Below are 18189 nucleotides of genomic sequence, written 5' to 3' on the forward strand. Positions count from 1 at the left end.
TACGAGGAAGGGAAGTCTTGTGATGACAGAGGGCTCCGACAGGTACCTGCTGGTCGGCTGCGGGCTGGGGTTGCTCGGGGAGCTGGACAAGATACTCCCGGCCGGATCGGTGACCGTGGTGGAGGAGCCGGACCTGCTGGACGCGGGTGACCTGCGTGCCAAGGCCGCCGCCCGCGCCTGCGTCGGCGAGGTCCTGGACGGCCCGGCCCAGCGCCACGACGGCGGGTCCCCGCTGCCCGCCGAGGCGCTGCGGGGGGTGGTGGCGGTGATCCCGGCCTGGGAGTACTCGGTGGTGGCGACCGCGGCCTGCGCCGAGGCGGCGGGCGTCCCCGGGGCCGGAGTCGCGGCGGCGCGACGGCTGCGGGACAAGGTCGAGCTGCGCCGTGCCGCCGACGCGGCCGGTCTGCCGCAGCCGCGCTGGACCGAGCCCGACGGCGTGGCCGAGGTGCGGGCCTTCGCCCGGGCCAACGGCGGCGAGTGCGTACTGAAACCGGCCGACCGGCAGGCCAACGTGGGGGTGGTGGTGCTGGGTCCCGGCGACGACCTGGACGCGGCCTGGCGGGCCACCCTGGCCGCCGACGATCCCAAGCTGCGCAGCGCCAACTGGACGCCGGGGCGGTTCCTGGCCGAGCAGCGGCTGCGCGGCCCGGAGATCAGCGCGGAGGTGCTGGTCGCGGACGGCGAGGTGGTCTGGGTCAACGTCACCGACAAGTCGGTGTGGCCGGGCGCGCATCCGGTCGAGGCCGGTCACGTGCTGCCCTCCACCGTGGACCCGAAGGTGCGCGACCGGGTGGTGGCGGCCAACCGGGCGCTGGTCGCCGCCGTCGGCTTCGGCAGCGGCGCGCTGCACAGCGAGTGGATCCTGGTGGACGGTACCGAGCCGTACCTGGTCGAGTGCGCCGGCCGACTGCCCGGCGGCGCCATCGTGCCGCTGATCGACCTGGCCTACGGCGGCTCGCTGGTCGAGGACTTCGTGCGGGTGCTGCGCGGCGAGCGCCCGCAGCGTCCGGAGCAGGCCCGGCGGGGAGCGGCGGTGCGGTTCGTGACCGCCCGACCGGGGCTGGTCCGGGCGGTGCACGGGGTGTCGGAGGCCGGCAGCGTCGAGGGGGTGTTCGCGGCGGTGGCCACGGTCGCCGAGGGGGCGACCGTGGGGCCGCTCACCAGCGCCTGGGACCGCGCCGGGCACGTCCTGTCGGTGGCCGAGGACGCGGGCCGGGCCGCCCTGGTCGCCGCCCGCGGGGCGGCCCTGATCAGCTTCGACATCGACCCGTCGGCCGCCGCCGACTGATCCCGGCGCCCGGCCCGCCGGGCCCGCTCAGCCGAGCGGGGCGGCGTGCCGGGCGCGCAGGGCCCGCTTGTCGACCTTGCCCATCGCGGTGAGCGGCAGCGCGTCGACGAACTCCACCACCGACGGGGCGCAGTAGGGGCGCAACTCGGCGGCGACCAGGGCCCGGAGCTGCTCCGGGTCCGGCCGGGCGCCGGGGGCGGCCACCACGTAGGCGTGCACCGCCTCGCCCAGCGCCCGGTCGGGGACACCGACCACGGCGGCGGCGCGCACCAGCGGATGCGAGGCCAGGACGTCCTCGACCGGACGGCTGAAGACGTTGGCCGCGCCCCGGCCGGTCACGATCATGTCCTTGCTCCGGTCCACCAGGTACAGGTAGCCGTCGGCGTCGAGGCGGCCGAGGTCGCCGGTCCGCAGCCAGCCGTCGACCAGGGCCTCCCGGGTGAGTTCCGGCTCGCCCCAGTAGCCGCTCATCACCAGCGAACCGGTGGTCCACACCTCGCCGACCTCGCCGTCGGTCAGCGGCTTGCCGTCCCGGTCGCGGATCTCCACCCGGGAGTCGGCGAACACGACGCCGCAGGAGCCCAGCCGTTCCGGGTGGGCCGGATCGGGCCGCACTCCCCGGTACTCGGTGACGAAGGCCGCCTCGCTGAGCCCGTAGACCAGCCGCAGCACCGGCCCGAGCCGCTCGGCGGCCTCCCGCACCCGGTCCGCCGTGGGGGCGGCGCCGCCGATGTTCAGCAGCAGCAGGCTGCTCAGGTCGGCGCCGTCCAGCGCCGGGTGGTCGAGCAGTTCGTAGAGCTGGACCGGGGTGAGCAGGGTGCTGCTGATCCGCTCCTCGGCGATCAGCCGCAGCAGTCCGGGCACGTCCAGGCCCTCGGCGAGCACCAGCGTGCTGCCGGTGAACAGCATCAGCAGATTCGTCATCTGCCCGCTGACGTGGGCGAATCCGGTCTGCGCCAGATGCCGCAGGGTGGGTGCGCCGCTGGCCAGCCAGGCCTGGCCGACCGCCAGCAGGGTCAGGAAGAAGCGCTGCTCGTGCTGGACGAGTTTGGCCCGGCCGGTGGTACCGCTGGTGAAGAACAGCGAGTCCGGCCGGGCGCCGGGCGGCGGTTGCCCCGCCGCGGCGTCGGGGAGTCCGGCCGGGAGGTCGGCCAGCAGGTCCGGGCCGTGGCCGCCGGGGCCCAGGCAGAGCAGGGTGCCGCCCCACCCGCCGTCGGCCAGCTGGGGACCGAGGTCCGGGTAGCGGCCGGTGTCGTAGACCAGGAACCCGGCGTCGGACCGGCGCAGGTAGTCGTGCTGCTCGCGGACCGGCGCGTATCCGGCGACCCACACGGTGCGGGCGCCGATCAGGTGCGCGGCGAGTTGCAGCACGATCGCCTCCGGCCGGTTCCCGGCCAGTACCGCGACCACCGACCGGTCGTTCACGCCGTGCGCGCGCAGCGCGCCCGCCAGTCGCGGCACCTCGCGGGACAGCTCGGCGTAGGTGAGCCGACCGGCGGTGGAGACGATCGCTTCGCGTCCGCCGTAACCGGCGAACGCCTCAAGGGCTGTGACCACGTAGTTCGCGACCGAGTCGCGCGGATCATCCACGCAGCACATCCAACCCACCCCGCTCACACCCGTCAACGTGGCCCATTCAGCCATCTGGTGACACAACGTCAGCTGGGTGTCCGAAAGCGGACGCCGGTTCCGGTCGAGCGTTGACAGCCGTGTCCGACCGCCGTAGAAGGGAACGGACGGGCAGTTGCATCTAGAGCAACTTCCCAATAAATCAAGTGAGTTGGTGGAGCGCGCCATGTCCACGCAACCTGACACGCATCCTGCGGCGCACCCCGAGCGACGCTGCCCGGTCCTCGATGTCGCCCCGGTGGACCCGTACGCGGAGATCGCCGAGCTGCGGGCGCTGGGGCCCGCGGTGCGGGTGGAACTCCCGGGCGCGGTGCTGGCCTGGTCGGTCACCCGGGCCGACGTGATCCGGCGGTTGACCGGGGACCCGCGGATCTCCCGCGACCCGTTCCAGCACTGGCCCGGCCTGGCCGACCTCCCCGAGGGCTGGCCGCTGGCGGCGATCACCCTGCAACGGAACTTCTTCAACACCTACGGCGAGGAGCACTGGCGCGGTCGGCGCCGGGTCGTCCCCTCGTTCGCGCCGCGCCGGGTGGAGCGGTTGCGCGCCCAGGTCCAGGCCACCGCCGACCGGCTGGTCGACGAGCTGGCCGCGCTGCCGCCGGGGCAGCCGGTGGACCTGCGCAAGGCCCTGTCGCAGCCGCTGACGCTGACCGTCATCTGCGACCTGATCGGCGTCCCGGAGAGCGAGCGGGCACCGTTCAGCAGCGGCATCGACGCGCTGCTGGACACCACGCTGCCGAGTGAGCGGGTGATCGCCGCGCAACTGGAGGTGACCCGACTGCTGGGCGAACTGACGGACCACAAGGCCGAGCACCCGGGCCAGGACCTGGCCACCGACCTGCTGGCACAGGTCGGCCAGGACGGCTTCACCGTGGAGGGCCTGCGCCAGCTGCTCTTCCTGATGATCGGGGCGGGCTTCGAGACCTCCGTCAACCTGATCACCAGCGCCGTGCACAACCTGCTCGACCGGCCCCAGTACCTCGAACTGCTGGAACTGGGCCGGATCAGCTGGGACGACGTGGTCGAGGAGACGCTCCGGCACAGCGGCCCGGTGATGCACGCGCCGATGCGCTACGCGATCGAGGACGTCGACCTGGGCGAGGGTGTGCTGATCCGCAAGGGCGAGCCGATCCTGATCGCGTTCGGGGCCGCCGGGCGCGACCCGGCCGCGCACCCGGACGCCTCCGACACCTTCGACCCGCTCCGCCCGGGCAAGGAGCACCTGTCCTTCGGCTACGGGCCGCACTTCTGCCTGGGCGCGCCGCTGGCCCGGCTGGAGTCCAGCGTCGCGCTCAGCACCCTGTTCGCCCGCTTCCCCGGGCTGCGCCTGGCCGACCCGGGGACGTCACCGGAACGCGTCAGCTCCTTCATCGTCAACGGCCTGGCCCGGCTGCCGGTCCTGCTCGACTAGGGCCTGTCGGCCCGGCCCGGCGGGGTCCCGGGCCGGGCAGAGCCCAGCGAGGTCGGGGACCGCTCAGCGGGCGACCCCCCCCGTTGGGGACGGCGACCGTCGACGTCACCGACCACGGCCACGACGCCACCCCCGGCGCCGTCAGAGCGGCGCCGCCAGCAGTTCCGGCGCCGCCTGCCGCAGCAGCGACCGGAACCGGCCGCTCAGCGGCGGCTGCTGGCTGTCCGCCCGGGTCGCCACCGCCATCGTCCGGCGCAGCCAGGTGCCGGTCAGCGGGCGGAGCGCGACCCGGGGCGGGGCGCCGCCCAGGACGGCCAGCCGGGGCACCACCGCGACGCCCGCTCCGGTCGCCACCAGTCCCAGCATGCTGTGGTAGTTCTCGGTCTCGTACACCACCGCGGGCCGGAATCCGGCGTCCCGGCAGGCGGCGCCCAGTGCCTGCTGGCAGACGCTGGGCCGCGGCGTGGCCCAGGACTCCTGCCGCAGCGCGCCGAGCGGGATGGACGGCAGCGCGGCCAGCGGGTGCCCGGCCGGGACGGCGACCGCCATCGGGTCGCTGGCCAGCGTCTCCTGGAGCAGCCGCCCGTCGCCGAGCGCGGTGTCCCGGTCCGGGTACGGGTAGTCGTAGACCAGCGCCAGGTCGGCCTCGCCGCGCAGCAGGCAGGGCAGGGCGGCGGGTGGATCGGCCTCGATGATCCGCACCCGGGCCTGCGGCGCCACCTGCCGGAGCCGACCGACGACGGTGGGCAGCAGGCTTCCGGACGCGCTGGGGAAGGCGGCGATCTGCAGCTCGCCGCCGACCGGGTCGGCCAGCGCCGACAGTTCGTGCATCGCCTGTCGGCAGCGCTGGGCCACCGCGTCGGCGAGCCGCAGCACCACCTCGCCGGACTCGGTCACCCGCACCGGTCCCCCCGATCGGTGCAGCAGGCTGACCCCGAGGCTCCGTTCCAGTCGGGCGATGTGCTGCGACACCGCCGGCTGGCTGATCCCGAGGTCCGCCGCCGCGGCGGTGAAGGATCCGGATGTGACGACCGCGCGGAAGACCCGTAAGTGCGCTGTGTGGAAATCCCCCTGCATGCGCACAGGGTAGGGGCGCGGTCGGCGACTGTCATTGTCCGGAGCAGGGTCTTCTCACCCGGTGAGACGCCGGTTCACGCGGTGCGCTGCTGCCAGCGGGCGGGCGTGAAGGTGGCCAGCTGGAGACCGAAGGTGCCGATGGCCACCGGGCTCTGGTCGGTGGCCAGCGTCCCGGCGAAACCGACGGCCACCGAACCCGCGGGCACGGTGTAGCCGAGCGCGGAGTCGGACGGCGCGGCCGAGGGCAGCGCCTGCGGCCAGGTGAGGGTCTGCAACTGGACTCCGCCGCGCTGCGTGGTCAGCGTCAACTGGCCGAGCAGTCCGCCGTCCGAGGTGAGCGTGTAGGTGTACCCGGAGACGAACTCGCCGGGTTGCAGCTGCCAGGTCGGCGACGGGGCGCCCTCGCCGTGCGCCACCGTGCGCGGGGAGCCGTCCGGCGTCAGGTAGACAGCGGTCAGCGAGTCCCAGAGCGCCACCGGCAGGTTCGCCGGGGTGTACTCGCCGAAGGACAGCGCGGTCAGCTGGGTGCGCTGGAGCACCGCCAGGTAGTCGAGGTCCTGGAAGGGCTGGTTCCCGGGGGTGCCGAACTCGCCGCCGACGGTCACCGCGACGTCGACCGCCGGGGTGCCGTAGCGCAGGCTGGGCAGCGTCGGCAGCAGCGGCGTCCGGGTCGGGTCCTTGCGCAGCTCGGCCAGGACCGACCCCAGCGCCTGCCGGTCGTCGGCGACCTGCCCGGCCCGCTGGGCGAGCTTCGCGTCCCCGGTGTAGCCGTAGCAGGCGTACACCTCCTGGATCCGGGCGATCTGGTTGTCGAGCTGGCTCACCACGTCGGCGGCGCCGACCAGGCCGGTGCCGGTGGTGTCGCCGAGCAGCAGCTCGCGGGAGGCGAGGATCGGGTCGAAGACCCCGCTGGTGCTGCCGGGCACGTGCTCGTACCCGGTGGTCTCGAAGGAGATGATCTCGGGTGCGTCCGGGGTGCGGGTGTCGAAGGACAGCGCGAACGCGGCCAGGTCGTCCTGGCTCGGCAGCGGCAGGCCGGTGATGCCGATCAGGGTCTGGTTGAAGGCCGTTTCGACCTTGCTGCTGCTGGCCGCCTGACTGACCGCGGTCTCCAGCGAACCGCTGACCGTGCCGGACTCCCCGATGCCGGAGGCGGTCAGCGAGGCCACGATCTCCTGCTGCTGCTCGGTGCTCTGCGAGTAGAGGACGTAGGTGGCGATGTACTCGGCGCCGGTGGTCAGCGTGCTGACGTAGGAGTCGCCGTAGCCCTGGTAGAAGTCGTTGAGGGTGGCCGCGGTGGGCGGCACCGTCTTCGGCGCCCAGCTGACGTCGGTGGCCTGGGCCGATCCGGTGACGACGTCGGCGTAGACCGCCACCACCACCGAGGTCTCGGTGATGTTCAGGCTCTGCACGTACTTCGACTTGGCGTCCCCGCTGCCGAACAGGAAGCTGGCGTTCACCTCGCCGGAGACCCGCAGGTTCGTGGCGAGTTGTTCGGTGCTCTTGCAGGTGTAGTAGGCGACGGTGGTCCGCGCCCCGACCGTCCGGACGTTCCCCTGGACGGCCGTGGAGCGCGCCGCCGCGCTGAAGCTGTCGAACCCCTGCAGGATGGTGCTCGGATCGGCGGCGAGCTGCTCGCGGCCTTCCGCCTGGCTGCTGTCGGACATCTGTGTTCCCCCCGCGCCCGGCCCCGCCGGATGCGCCCATGGTCGGTGCGTCGGCCCAGGTGCGGCGCCGACGCCTGGGAGAGTAGGGCGGCGGGGGGATGTCGCACCAATAACTCCGGGCTTATGACCGGCGCCGCCCGGCGCGCGCCGCGCGGGGGGCAGCCAGGTCCGGGGGTCAGCCGATGTCCGGAGGTCAGACGGCGTCCGGGCCGCGTTCGCCGGTGCGGACCCGGACCACGGTCTCGACCGGGACGCTCCAGACCTTGCCGTCGCCGATCCGGCCGGTACGGGCGGCGGCGACGATCGCGTCCAGCACCGACTCGGCGGCGTCGTCCTCCACCACCACCTCGATCCGGGCCTTGGGGACCAGGTCGATCCGGTACTCGGCGCCCCGGTAGACCTCGGTGTGGCCGCGCTGGCGGCCGTAGCCGCTGACCTCGGTGACGGTGAGTCCCTCGATGCCGAGGTCGCGTAGCGCCTCCTTCACCGGGTCCAGACGGAACGGCTTGATGACGGCGGTGATCAGCTTCATGGAGAGGTGGACTCGTTCCGGTGGGCCTCGCGGACGGAGTGCCCCGCGAGGGCGGAATGGACGGCGGACCCGGTCAGGGTGCCCTGGTGGATGACGCCGTGATCGTATGCGCTCTCCGCGTGTTCGGCGAGGTCCAGGCCGGAGAGCTCGTGCTCGGCCGGGGCCCGGAAGCCGATGAGGCGGTCGATCAGCTTGCCGAGGCCGTAGCTCGTCGCGAACGCGTAGGCGCCGGTGGCCAGCACCGCGACCGCCTGCCGCCACAGCTGGCCCAGGCCGCCGCCGTGCAGCAGGCCGTCCGGTCCGCCGGTCATCACACTGGTCGCGAACACCCCGATCAGTACCGTGCCGATGACGCCCGCGACCAGGTGCACGCCGACCACGTCCAGCGAGTCGTCGTAGCCGAGGCGGAACTTCCAGGACACCGCGTAGGAGCAGAGCACCCCGGCGGCCAGGCCGATCACCAGCGCGCCGAGCAGGTCCACCGAGCCGCAGGAGGGGGTGATCGCGACCATCCCGGCCACCGCGCCGGAGGCCGCGCCCAGAGTGGTCGGGTGCCCGTCCCGGAACCGCTCCACCACCAGCCAGCCCAGCAGGCCGGTGCAGGCCGCCGCCTGGGTGTTCAGCAGCGCGGCGGCGGCCAGCCCGTTGGCGCCCAGCGCCGAGCCCGCGTTGAAGCCGAACCAGCCGAACCAGAGCAGCCCCGCCCCGAGCAGCACCAGCGGCAGGTTGTGCGGACGCATCGCCTCCTGCCGGAACCCCAGCCGCGGGCCGATGACCAGGGCCAGCGCCAGGCCGGAGGCACCGGAGTTGACCTCGACCACCGTCCCGCCCGCGAAGTCCAGGGCGTGCAGGTGCGCGGAGATCCAGCCGTCGGGGGAGAACACCCAGTGCGCGATCGGCACGTAGACCAGCAGCGTCCAGGCGAGGACGAAGACCACCCAAGCGTTGAACCGGGTGCGGTCCGCGATGGCGCCGCTGATCAGGGCGGCGGTGATGATCGCGAAGGTGAGCTGGAAGGTCGCGTAGAGCAGCGTCGGGACGTGCCCGGTCAGCGTCTGCGGGGTGATCCCGCGCATGCCCAGGTGCTCGAAGCCGCCGAGCAGGCCGAGGCCGCCGAGGTCGTGGCCGAACGCCAGGCTGTAGCCGCCGGCCAGCCAGACGACGGTGACCAGGGCGATCGACACGAAGCTCATCATCAGCATGTTGAGCACGCTCTTGGTGCGCACCATGCCGCCGTAGAACAGGGCCAGACCCGGTGTCATCAGCAGGACCAGGGCGGTGGAGACGAGCAGCCACGCGGTGTCGCCCGCGCTGAGCCCTGAGGGCGCGGCGGCGGCGAGCGGAGCGGCGGGGGAGTCGGTCATGGCGGGACGGCTTCCTTGTCCCCCGGGGTGCCGTGGGGCGTCGGGAAGTGACGCGGCGTCGGGAAGAGGTGCGGGCGTGCCTGGCGACCTGATGGTCACCCACCCGCGTTACCGACCGCGAACAGAGGTGTTTCACCCGCATTTCGTGTGAGCGGCATGTGTCCGCAGCGCGGCGGACATGTTTCGTTCTCCTCACGCTCTCCCCCGGCCGCTCGCCGGAGGTCCGGTAGCCGGCCCGATGTCATCCGGGGAACCCGGGCACCACCAGACCGGACTCGTACGCGATGACCACCGCGTGGGTGCGGTTCTGCGCGCCGAGCTTGGTCAGCACGTTCCCCACGTGGGTCTTCGCCGTCTCCAGGCTCACCGTGAGCGTCTCCGCGAGCTCCGGGTTGGACAGGCCGGTGGCCATCAGCCGCAGCACCTCCTCCTCCCGCCCCGTCAGCGCCGCCCGCGGCAGCGCCTCGGCGGAGCCCAGCGGGCGGGCGGCGACCATCCGGCGCAGCGCGGCCGGGAAGAGGATCGCCTCCCCCGCCGCCGCCACCCGCACCGCCTCCGCGATCTGCCGGACCGGCAGCCGCTTCAGCACGAAGCCGCTGGCCCCGGCGCTGAGCGCGGCGGTGACGTAGCCGTCGTTCTCGAAGGTGGTGATCACCACGACCTTCGGTGGCCCGGGTGGCCCGGCCAGCAGCTGCCGGGTGGCCTCGATTCCGTTGCGGCGCGGCATCCGCACGTCCATCAGCACCACGTCCGGGCGCAGCAGCCGCGCCCGTTCGACCGCCTCGACGCCGTCGGCGGCCTCACCGACCACCGTGATCCCCGGCTGCGCCGCGAGCAGGGTGCGCAGGCCGCTGCGGGTCACCTCGTCGTCGTCCGCGATCAGCAGGGTCACGCCGGTCGGGCCGGTCGGGCCGGTCGGCTCGATCGGGTCGGTCGGGTCGGTCACGCCGGTCATGCCGGGAGCCGGACCGGCAGTCGGACCGCCAACCGCCAGTGCCGCGGCCCGTCCGGGCCCGCCGCGAACTCGCCGTGCAGCAGCCGCACCCGCTCGGCCAGCCCGGGCAGGCCGTGCCCGGACGTCGGGAAGGCCCGCGCGGCCGCGCCCCGGCCGGTCCCGGCCCCGGTCCGGTTGACCACGCTCAGTTCCAGCCCGTCCGCCGCCGCCACCACCCGCAGCCGGATCGGTCCGCCCGCGCCGTGCCGCAGCGCGTTCGTCAGCCCCTCCTGCAGGATCCGGTACGCCGCCCGCGAGAGCGTCCCCTGCACCTGCGCCCACTCGCCGGACAGCTGCGGCTCCACCACCGCCCCGGCGTGCCGCAGCCGGTCCAGCAGCTCCGGCAGGTCGGCCAGGGTCCGGGTCGGCGCCGTCCCGGACTGCTCCTCGCGCAGCACGCCGAGCACGTAGTCCAGGTCCTCCAGCGCCGCCCGGGAGGACTCCTCGATGCTGCGCAGCGCGGCCAGGGCGGCCGCCGGGTCGGCGGCGAGCACCTCGCCCGCCACCGCCGCCTGGATCGTGGTGGCCGTCAGCGTGTGCCCGATCGAGTCGTGCAACTCGTGGGCCAGCCGGTTGCGTTCGGCCAGCAGCTGCTCCCGCTCGGCGGCCAGCGCCAGCCGTTCGGCCGCGGACGGCCCCAACAGCCGTGGCGCCAGCCGGCGCAGGGCGCCGCTCACCGCCACGCACCCGGCCAGCGCCAGCAGCAGGCAGCCGCCCGCCGCCACCCAGCTCCAGCCGCCCTGCGCCCGGGCGTGCCAGCCGAACACGGTCAGCTGCGCCTCGCCGTCGGCCCAGCCCTGCGGCAGGGTCAGCCCCGCGAGCAGCAGCACGCAGCTCGCCAACCCGCCGGTCCAGCCCAGCCCCACGTGCAGCAGCAGCCAGAGCGGCGTCCGCCAGCGGTCGGCGGCGGGCGGACGACCGGCCATGGGATCCGGCAGCGGCACCCGCAGCAGCCGCCGGGCGCAGACCACCAGCAGCCGCCGGGTGCCGCGGGCCAGCCCGACCACCCCGATCAGCGCCGCCCAGAGCAGCAGGGCCAGTACCGCCCGCACCCCCTCCGGCGCGGATCGCCACAGCAGCGTCGGCGCCACGGCGAAGGGCAGCAGCGGCAGACTGGCCGGCGCGCCGCAGTAGGCGAACAGCGCGCCCGAATACGTGGAGCCGCGCAGCAGCGGCCTCAGTCCCCTGATCATGATCGCCAGTATGGCCGGGCAGGTCACCGGGGGCCTCCCCCGATCGGGGGAGGGCCACCCCCCTCCTTTCCGCGATGTGCGCCCGGCCGGTCGGCGGCCATGCTCGTGCCCTGCCCGGTTGACGAGAGGACGGCTGATGCACACCCGAGGAACGCTGACCCCGACGGATCGCCCGGTGCCGAGGTGGTCGCCGGGGCCGGACCGGTACCCGGCCGAGCGGAACGGTCCGGCGCTGGCCGCCCTGGTCCTCGGCCTGCTCGGCCTGAGCACCTCGATCGTCTTCGTCGGCGGCCCGCTCGGCGTCCTCGGCCTGGTCCTGGGCGTCCCCGCACTGCGGACGGCCAGGCGCACCGGCGTCGGCCGGGGCCGGGCGGTCGCCGGGATGATCGCCTCGGTCCTGGCGATCGCGGTGTCCGTGCTGGTGGCGGTCTCCGCCCTGTGGTTCGCCCAGAAGACGCAGAGCTGCTACCACATCAACCGGATCCCCCAGTGGGAGCACTGCGTCCGGGTGCGACTCGCCCGGGACTGACGCCCGGCGCGGCGCGCCGGTCGGGCCGGGCCGACCCGGTCGGCCCACTGCGGATGCGCGGCCCCGGCGGCGGACGTAGCGTGCCAGAACAGCCCTGTTCGCCCGGATTCACCCCTGGAGCCCGCGCCGGTGCCGAGCCCGGTTCAGCCCTGATCCCGGTTCCGTCCGGAGCCCGCTTCGCATCAGCAGCAGGGGCCCGCGGCGGCGCGCACCCGCGTCCCCCGCGCCGGCCCTCCTGGGAGGCAGCATGAACAGCAATGTGCGGATCTTCATCGCCGAGGCGGTGGGTACCGCGATCCTGGTCATCGGCGGCGTCGGTACCGCGGTCTTCGACGGTTCGCGGGTCGGCCCGCTCGGCATCGCCTTCGCGTTCGGGCTGAGCCTGCTCTGCGCGGCGTACCTGATCGGCCCCATCTCCGGCTGCCACGTCAACCCGGCGGTGACCGCCGCGATGGCGGCGGCCCGCAGGATCGAACCCAAGCAGGTCCTGGTCTACTGGGGCGCGCAGATCGTCGGCGGCCTCTTCGGCGCCCTGCTGATCTTCGGCGTGTCCCACGGCAGCCCGGGCTTCCCGGCGGTCGGCAAGCACGGCCGGACCATCCTGGTCTCCGCCAGCCAGGCCGGATTCGCCTCCAACGGCTACGGCGCGCACTCCCCGAGCGGCTTCAACATGGCCTCGGTGATGCTGGCCGAGGTGGTCGCCACGGCGGTGTTCGCGCTGATCGTGGTCGCCACCACCTCCAGCCGGTTCCCGGCCGCGGTGGGCGGCGTGGTCGCCGGGCTCGCCCTGACCCTGGTGCACCTGGTGCTGATCCCGGTGGACAACGCCTCGGTCAACCCGGCGCGGTCGCTGGCGGCGGCGGTGTTCCAGGGCGGCTGGGCGCTCAGCCAGGTCTGGCTGTTCCTGGTGTTCCCGCTCATCGGCGGCGCGCTCGCCGGACTCGCCGGACACGCGATGCTGCAGATCCAGGACGCGGCGGCGGTGACCGAGGGCCCGCAGGGCGGCCCCGAGCCCGGCGTCCCCGACGCCACCCTCGGACCGGACGCGCTGTAGCCGTCCGGTCCCCGGTCCCCGGCGGCGGGTCAGGCCTGGCTCTGCTGCCAGGCGGTCAGCACGGTCTCCGCGATCATGTGCAGCGCGGCGGCGCGGGGACGCGGCGGATAGCCGGGGGCGGCCGGGAGGCTGCCCCCGGCGACGGTGAGCACGTCGAAGCCGTCGCGCAGCACCACCGTGCCGTCCGGCTCGACGAACGCCTGCTGGCCCAGGCCGGGTTGGGCGGTGCCGGGGCCGAGCGTCCGGCGCTGCGCGGCGAACGCGGCGTCGGTGTCCGCCTGGCCCGCGGACTCCCGGACGGCGATGCCGAAGCCGCCGTCCCGGTAGCTGTAGTGGCAGGTGTAGACGTGCCCGGACCAGGTCGCCGACTGGGTCCGGGTCGGCTGCTCCCCGAGCAGCGCGCTGAGCTGCTGGGCGACCTGCGCGGAGCAGACCGCCAACTCGGTGGCGGAGGGCGCGTTCGGCCCGGCCGAGGCCCGCACCGCGGGCGGGGTGTACCCGGGGCCGGACGCGGTGCTCCCGGCGGCGGCGGTCGGTTGACCGGTGGACGCGGGGGCGGTGGATGGGGAAGCGGTGGACGTGGGGGCCGCGGGCGCGAGCCCGGCGGGGGTGTGGGCGGCGGTGACCGAGGTCGCGGCGGAGCAGCCGGTGGCCACCGCCGCGACCAGTACCAGGGCGCAGGCCCGCGAGGTCCGGCCGAGTCCGTGCGTCATGCCTGCACCTTTCGAGGATGGGCGGTGGGGTGGGGCCGCCCGGTCCGGCCGCGCTCGCGGGCAGGCCGGACCGGGCGGGGTACGGGTGGGGCTCAGCCGCTGTAGATCCCGAACTCGTAGAGGGAGTACCCGTAGGTGGTCCCGCGCTGGGTCAGGTACAGCCGCACGTAGCGGCCCGAGCCGGAGACGTTGAAGTCGTCCACGCCCCCGGTCCCGCTGGTGGTGGAGTAGATCGTCGTCCAGTTGGTGTTGTCGTTCGACACCTGCACCTGGTACGACTCGCCGTAGGCGGCCTCCCAGCCCAGCTGGACGTGGTCGATCGCGGTCACCTGGCCGAGGTCGACCTCCAGCCACTGCGGGTCGCTCCAGTCACTGGCCCAACGCGTGCTCCAGTTGCCGTCGGTGGCGTTCGACGGCGGGTAGGGCGCGCCGGTCCCGGTGCTCTGGTACGAGGAGGCGGTGGTCGGCTTGCCGAGCGCCACGTCGGTGCCGCTCACTGGTGGCGGGACCACCTTGAACGACTCCTGCTGGATGCCGACGTTGCCGTGGCCGTCGTAGGCGTAGACGTAGACCAGCCAGACGCCGAGCTCCTTGGGCGCGGTGACGGTGAACTGGCCGGGCCCGGTCTGGGTGAAGTTCACGTTCTGCAGGCCGGTGTTGCCGTCGACGTAGTTGCTGCCGTACATCAGGTTGTAGCGGATCGGGTCGCCGTCGGGATCGGTGGTCTGCGTGCTGACCGTGAACGTCCCCCCGGCCGGTACCGAACTGGTGTTGCTCAGCGTCATGCTGCTGATCTGCGGTGGCGTGTCGCTCTGCACCCTGCCGCCGAACGCCTTGGCCACGGCGTAGTACGAGAGCCGCTTCCAGTTCTCCGGGATCAGGTTGTACCAGACCCCGCCGAAGTCGTCCTCGATGCCGTAGTTGAACAGCGTCCCGCCCAGGGAGATCCCGGTGTTGCCGGAGATGCAGTTCCAGGCGTTGGTGTAGCCCTGCGCCGCGGCGATGTCGGTGGGCTGGTTCGGCACCCCGTTGGCGTCGTTGGGCACCTCCCAACTGCCGGGCTCACCGGACTCGGTGACGATGTACGGCTTGGTGTAGCCGCCGCTGGCCCAGTCGCTGGCGACGTTGCAGACCGCGCCGTAGGAGTTCACCGCGTACAGGTCCAGGTCCGGCGTGTACTGCTTGTAGTACGGCCAGGCGCCGGTCCAGGCGTCGGTGGAGGTCACCGGGTGGTTCGGGTCGGCGGCGTGGATGGCGTCCACGATCTGCTCCACGTACTGCGCGTAGGCGTCCCGTTCCGCCTCCAACTGGGTGCCGGAGTAGTAGTTCTGCATGGTCAGGATGACCTCGTTGCCGACGTCCCACATCAGCACCGCTGGATCGTTCTTGTACTGGTTGACGTACTGGACGATGCTGTTCAGGGTGTCGGTCTTGTAGGTGGTGTCGTTGACGTAGTCGGCCCCCTGGTTCAGCCAGAAGCCGTTGATGACTTTGAGGTTGTACGCGGCGGCGGCGTCCAGCAGCGGCTGGGTGGTGTCGTCGGTGCCCCAGGTGCGGACCGTGTTGACACCCATCGACTGCAGGTCGGGCATGTACGCGGAGGCGACGCTGGTGGCCGGGCCCCAGGTCACGCCCTTGACCTGGTAGGGCGCGCCGTTCACCGACAGGCCCCAGTTGCCCTGGCTCCCGGTGACCTTGACGACGCTGCCGCCGGTCGGGGTGGCCGGGGTGGTGTACGCCGGGGGAGCCGTCCCGGTGGACTGCTCGACGCTGACGTCGCCGATGCTCATCGTGCCACCGGAACTGGTGGCGCCGGAGGGCGAGGTGCAGCCGCAGACGGCGTTCGGGTAGGAGCCGCCGATGGCGAGGTCGAACACCAGGTAGAAGCCGTGGTCCACGGCCGCCTGCCAGGTGGCCGCACCCACCTGCGACTCGTTGACCTGCCAGATCTGCTGGCCGTCCAGGTACCACCGGATCTGCTCGTTGCTGGTGGTCCGGTCGATCACCTCGGAGTAGCTGTGGTAGCCGGTCTGGCAGCCGGTGCAGGTGGCCAGGCCGCTGGTCAGGCCGTCGTACTCGTTGCAGGGGCCACCGGGGGCGGTACCGCAGTGGAAGGTCGCGGACGACTCGCTGCGCCCGTTGACGTCCTCCATCAGGTCCGACTCACCCATGGCGGGCCAACTGGCGCTGTCGGTGCGGTAGGAGGCGCCCATGGCGCTGAAGCCGGGCCAGTAGCCGAGGGCACTGGTCGGGTCCGGCTGCTCGATCGAGGCGGAGATCAGCAGTTCGCCGCCGGCGGGCGCGGCGAAGTCGCTGCGCTGGGTCTCGATCCGGCCCGAGGTCCAGTTGCCGCTTCCGTCCTTCAGCGCGGTGAGGTCGAGGTGTCCGTTGCCGTCCAGGCCGACGTTGGCGGTGGAGTTGCTGTCGGTCTCGACCTCACCGGTACCCCAGTTGGCCGCGCCGCCGGGGTAACTGGTGCCGGTGTCGGTGATCCAGTTCCCGCTGGAGGGCGAGGTCCCGGCGGCACCGGCGAAGTTGTCGCTCCAGACCGGGGACCAGTTCCCGGGCGGGGTGCTGCCGCCGGTCGGGCTGCTGCTGGCCGTCGCCGTGGGTGTGGGTGTCGGCGTGGGCGTGGGCGTCGCGGTGGGCGTGGGCGTCGGGGTGGCGGTTGCGCCGTTGCTGCCGTAGACCTGGAACTCCCACAGCGAGTAGCCGTAGCCGTTCTCCCGCGCCGTGCCGTACATCCGCACATAGCGACCGGTCCCCGACACACTCAGCGTCTCGATGCCGTTGGTGCCGCCGGTGGCGGTGGTGGTCGAGTAGACCGTCGTCCAGTTCACCGCGTCCTGCGACACCTGGATCTGGTACGCCGTCGCGTAGTTCTCCCAGTTCAACACCACCTGGTCGATGGTTGACGAGGTCCCCAGGTCCACCTGCAACCACTGCGGGTCGCTGAACTGGCTCGACCACCGGGTGTTGGCGTTGCCGTCCACCGCGTTGGACGCCGCCCAGGCCGCGCCCTCGGTCGAGGACGCGGTCGCGGGCATGCCCTGTGACAGCAGCGTCCCGGGGCCCGCAGCGTGGGCCGCGACCGGGCTGGTGACCAGCGCGTAGCCGAGCAGCGCGAGGACAGTGGCCAGCAGTACCGCGACCCGCTGCGGTACCGGACGCCGTGCCCCCGGCCCGCGTGGCGGTCGCCGGGGTGGTACGGCTCTGAGTGGCAGCGCGCCGGGCGGCAGCGCTCCGGAGAGTGGTGGGGCTCCCATGGGGACTCCTGAAGGATGACGGCAGGCTCGGAGGCACTCCCTGAGAGAGCGCTCTCCAATCGGGCCGATCGTTGCGCCCGGCTTTCTGGCCCGTCAAGAGCTTTGACCGAACCGGCGGTTCCGGTACCCCGCCACCCGGGGAGATAGCGGTCAATCCCGACAGCCGGGTCGGCAACGGAACGGGATTCGACACGCGGACCGCTTGACGCCGACCGCCCGGGTAGACCACCTTTGACTACGGGAGAGCGCTCTCCGGCTTTCCATGAGGGGAGTCCCCGCCGACCTGACGACGGCGGGGACTCCCCCCTGCCTCGCGTGGCTCAGGCCGACTGCCGCCGCACCAGCACCGGGTCGAAGATCACCGACCGGGGCCCGCTGCCGGGGGCGTCCAGCCGCTCCAGCAGCAGCTGCGCCATCGTCGCCGCCATCTCCTCCACCGGCTGCCGCACCGTGGTCAACGCGGGCCTGCTGTCGGCCGCCGCGCTGCTGTCGTCGAAGCCGACCACCCGCACGTCCTGCGGCACCCGCCGCCCGGCCTCCCGCAGGGCGTGCAGCGCGCCGCAGGCCATCAGGTCGTTGGCGGCGAACACCCCGTCCAGGTCCGGGACTTCCGCCAGCAGCCGGCGCATCGCCGCCTCCCCGCTGTGCTGGGTGAAGTTGCCCTGCGCCGAGGGCACCAGCGGCTCCCCGTGCCGGGCCATGGCCTCCCGGAAGCCGTCCTGCCGCTCGCGCGCGGCCCGGACGTCCAGCGGCCCGGAGACGGTGACCACCCGTCGGCAGCCGACCGCGACCAGGTGGTCCGCCGCCAGCCGGGCGCCCTCCTGGTGCGCCAGGTCGACGAAGCCGATCCGCACCGACTGCTCGGGGCGCGCGAAGAGCACGGCCGGGAGCCCGGCCTCGACCAGCAGTCCCGGCAGCGGGTCGGCGGCGTGGGTGGAGACCAGCAGCGTGCCGTCGGCGTTGCCCTGCCGCAGGTAGGACAGCACCTGGTCGCGGGCCTGCGCGGTCTCGGCCAGCATCAGCACCGGGTGCATCGTGCGGGCCCGCAGGTGGCCGAGGGCGCCGCTCATCACCCGGCTGAAGAACGGATCGGTGAACACCTGGCTGCGGAAGGCCTCCTCCTCCCCCTCCCCCGCGCCGGAGACGACCAGGGCCACCGTCCCGGTCCGCCGGGTGATCAGCGACCTGGCGGCGTTGTTGGGCACGTAGCCGATGGCGTCCACCGCCCGCCGCACCGTCTCCTGGATCGCCGGGTCGACGTTGCGCTGGCCGTTGACCACCCGGGAGACCGTGGCCCGGGACACCCCCGCCAGCCGGGCCACGTCCTCCAGGGTCGGTGCGGCCGGGGCAGCAGGGGCCGCGACCGGGGCTTGCGGTGTGCGAGGGGCGTCCATGAGGGCTTTTATAACAGAGCTGGAGAGCGCTCTCCATCGAATGGCCGGAGATTCCCGCCCCAGCCGCCGGGGACAGGC

14 protein-coding genes are annotated in these 18189 nt (G+C 73.4%); 4 read left to right on the forward strand and 10 right to left on the reverse strand.

Translation table 11 applies throughout. From position 1 onward, the window contains the following. The first annotated feature begins 22 nt into the window (after nucleotides 1-22). A complete protein-coding gene (locus GXP74_RS27660; RefSeq protein WP_182453960.1) occupies nucleotides 23-1288 on the forward strand; it encodes an ATP-grasp domain-containing protein in 1266 nt (421 codons plus the stop codon). A 27-nt stretch (nucleotides 1289-1315) separates the two neighbouring features. On the opposite strand, the gene GXP74_RS27665 is transcribed toward GXP74_RS27660, so the two are convergent. After that, the gene (locus GXP74_RS27665; protein ID WP_225448235.1) at nucleotides 1316-2878 is read right to left on the reverse strand and encodes an AMP-binding protein; all 1563 of its coding nucleotides are present in this window, start codon (nucleotides 2876-2878) and stop codon (nucleotides 1316-1318) included. A gap of 205 nt (nucleotides 2879-3083) precedes the next feature. On the opposite strand from GXP74_RS27665, the gene GXP74_RS27670 reads away from it, so the two are divergent. Then, entirely contained in the window at nucleotides 3084-4328 is a 1245-nt protein-coding gene (locus tag GXP74_RS27670; RefSeq protein ID WP_182453961.1) for a cytochrome P450, read from the forward strand. Between the two features lie 141 nt (nucleotides 4329-4469). Here GXP74_RS27670 and GXP74_RS27675 read toward each other — a convergent pair whose 3' ends face one another. The 6 genes from GXP74_RS27675 to GXP74_RS27700 all read right to left on the reverse strand — a co-directional run bounded on the left by GXP74_RS27675 (nucleotide 4470) and on the right by GXP74_RS27700 (nucleotide 11155). Beyond that, nucleotides 4470-5405 (reverse strand): LysR family transcriptional regulator, encoded by a 936-nt coding sequence (locus GXP74_RS27675; protein ID WP_182453962.1) that lies wholly within the window; start codon nucleotides 5403-5405, stop codon nucleotides 4470-4472. A 74-nt stretch (nucleotides 5406-5479) separates the two neighbouring features. Continuing rightward, complete coding sequence (locus tag GXP74_RS27680; protein ID WP_182453963.1) at nucleotides 5480-7072, reverse strand: hypothetical protein; 1593 nt, start codon at nucleotides 7070-7072, stop codon at nucleotides 5480-5482. 193 nt (nucleotides 7073-7265) lie between these two features. Beyond that, nucleotides 7266-7604 carry a P-II family nitrogen regulator gene (locus tag GXP74_RS27685; RefSeq protein WP_182453964.1) on the reverse strand — a complete coding sequence of 113 codons (339 nt, stop codon included), beginning with the start codon at nucleotides 7602-7604 and terminating at the stop codon, nucleotides 7266-7268. Next, entirely contained in the window at nucleotides 7601-8968 is a 1368-nt protein-coding gene (locus GXP74_RS27690) for an ammonium transporter (protein WP_182453965.1), read from the reverse strand. The genes GXP74_RS27685 and GXP74_RS27690 overlap by 4 nt, the downstream gene beginning before the upstream one ends. A 241-nt stretch (nucleotides 8969-9209) precedes the next feature. Further along, nucleotides 9210-9923 (reverse strand): response regulator transcription factor, encoded by a 714-nt coding sequence (locus GXP74_RS27695; protein WP_225448236.1) that lies wholly within the window; start codon nucleotides 9921-9923, stop codon nucleotides 9210-9212. Continuing rightward, nucleotides 9920-11155: a sensor histidine kinase gene (locus tag GXP74_RS27700; protein ID WP_182453966.1), complete on the reverse strand. Its 1236-nt coding sequence runs from the start codon at nucleotides 11153-11155 to the stop codon at nucleotides 9920-9922. Before GXP74_RS27700 ends, GXP74_RS27695 begins: the two co-directional genes overlap by 4 nt. Nucleotides 11156-11291: 136 nt before the next feature. Here GXP74_RS27700 and GXP74_RS27705 point away from each other — a divergent pair, with 136 nt between their 5' ends. Both GXP74_RS27705 and GXP74_RS27710 read left to right on the forward strand, forming a co-directional pair. Then, the gene (locus GXP74_RS27705; protein ID WP_225448237.1) at nucleotides 11292-11684 is read left to right on the forward strand and encodes a DUF4190 domain-containing protein; all 393 of its coding nucleotides are present in this window, start codon (nucleotides 11292-11294) and stop codon (nucleotides 11682-11684) included. A gap of 247 nt (nucleotides 11685-11931) precedes the next feature. Further along, nucleotides 11932-12738 (forward strand): aquaporin, encoded by an 807-nt coding sequence (locus GXP74_RS27710; RefSeq protein ID WP_225448238.1) that lies wholly within the window; start codon nucleotides 11932-11934, stop codon nucleotides 12736-12738. A 29-nt stretch (nucleotides 12739-12767) separates the two neighbouring features. Here the strand turns inward: GXP74_RS27710 and GXP74_RS27715 are convergent, their stop codons facing one another. The 3 genes from GXP74_RS27715 to GXP74_RS27725 form a co-directional block, all read right to left on the reverse strand. After that, nucleotides 12768-13451 carry a hypothetical protein gene (locus GXP74_RS27715; RefSeq protein ID WP_182453967.1) on the reverse strand — a complete coding sequence of 228 codons (684 nt, stop codon included), beginning with the start codon at nucleotides 13449-13451 and terminating at the stop codon, nucleotides 12768-12770. A gap of 92 nt (nucleotides 13452-13543) precedes the next feature. Next, nucleotides 13544-16717, reverse strand: a complete 3174-nt coding sequence (locus tag GXP74_RS27720) for a discoidin domain-containing protein (RefSeq protein ID WP_182453968.1) — start codon at nucleotides 16715-16717, stop codon at nucleotides 13544-13546. 320 nt (nucleotides 16718-17037) lie between these two features. Next, on the reverse strand, nucleotides 17038-18111 hold the full coding sequence (locus GXP74_RS27725; protein WP_182453969.1) for a LacI family DNA-binding transcriptional regulator: 1074 nt from the start codon (nucleotides 18109-18111) through the stop codon (nucleotides 17038-17040). Nucleotides 18112-18189: the final 78 nt, after the last annotated feature.

The sequence above is a fragment of the Streptacidiphilus sp. P02-A3a genome, assembly GCF_014084105.1.
GTDB lineage: Bacteria > Actinomycetota > Actinomycetes > Streptomycetales > Streptomycetaceae > Streptacidiphilus.

What these genes read in the sequence shown, in the direction of transcription:
- GXP74_RS27715 (WP_182453967.1), bottom strand. Translation starts at nt 13,451, where the DNA reads ATGACGCACGGACTCGGCCGGACCTCGCGGGCCTGCGCCCTGGTACTG.
- GXP74_RS27690 (WP_182453965.1), bottom strand. Translation starts at nt 8,968, where the DNA reads ATGACCGACTCCCCCGCCGCTCCGCTCGCCGCCGCCGCGCCCTCAGGG.
- GXP74_RS27700 (WP_182453966.1), bottom strand. Translation starts at nt 11,155, where the DNA reads ATGATCAGGGGACTGAGGCCGCTGCTGCGCGGCTCCACGTATTCGGGC.
- GXP74_RS27695 (WP_225448236.1), bottom strand. Translation starts at nt 9,923, where the DNA reads ATGACCGGCGTGACCGACCCGACCGACCCGATCGAGCCGACCGGCCCG.
- GXP74_RS27680 (WP_182453963.1), bottom strand. Translation starts at nt 7,072, where the DNA reads ATGTCCGACAGCAGCCAGGCGGAAGGCCGCGAGCAGCTCGCCGCCGAT.
- GXP74_RS27675 (WP_182453962.1), bottom strand. Translation starts at nt 5,405, where the DNA reads ATGCAGGGGGATTTCCACACAGCGCACTTACGGGTCTTCCGCGCGGTC.
- GXP74_RS27720 (WP_182453968.1), bottom strand. Translation starts at nt 16,717, where the DNA reads ATGGGAGCCCCACCACTCTCCGGAGCGCTGCCGCCCGGCGCGCTGCCA.
- GXP74_RS27660 (WP_182453960.1), top strand. Translation starts at nt 23, where the DNA reads ATGACAGAGGGCTCCGACAGGTACCTGCTGGTCGGCTGCGGGCTGGGG.
- GXP74_RS27670 (WP_182453961.1), top strand. Translation starts at nt 3,084, where the DNA reads ATGTCCACGCAACCTGACACGCATCCTGCGGCGCACCCCGAGCGACGC.
- GXP74_RS27685 (WP_182453964.1), bottom strand. Translation starts at nt 7,604, where the DNA reads ATGAAGCTGATCACCGCCGTCATCAAGCCGTTCCGTCTGGACCCGGTG.
- GXP74_RS27725 (WP_182453969.1), bottom strand. Translation starts at nt 18,111, where the DNA reads ATGGACGCCCCTCGCACACCGCAAGCCCCGGTCGCGGCCCCTGCTGCC.
- GXP74_RS27705 (WP_225448237.1), top strand. Translation starts at nt 11,292, where the DNA reads ATGCACACCCGAGGAACGCTGACCCCGACGGATCGCCCGGTGCCGAGG.
- GXP74_RS27710 (WP_225448238.1), top strand. Translation starts at nt 11,932, where the DNA reads ATGAACAGCAATGTGCGGATCTTCATCGCCGAGGCGGTGGGTACCGCG.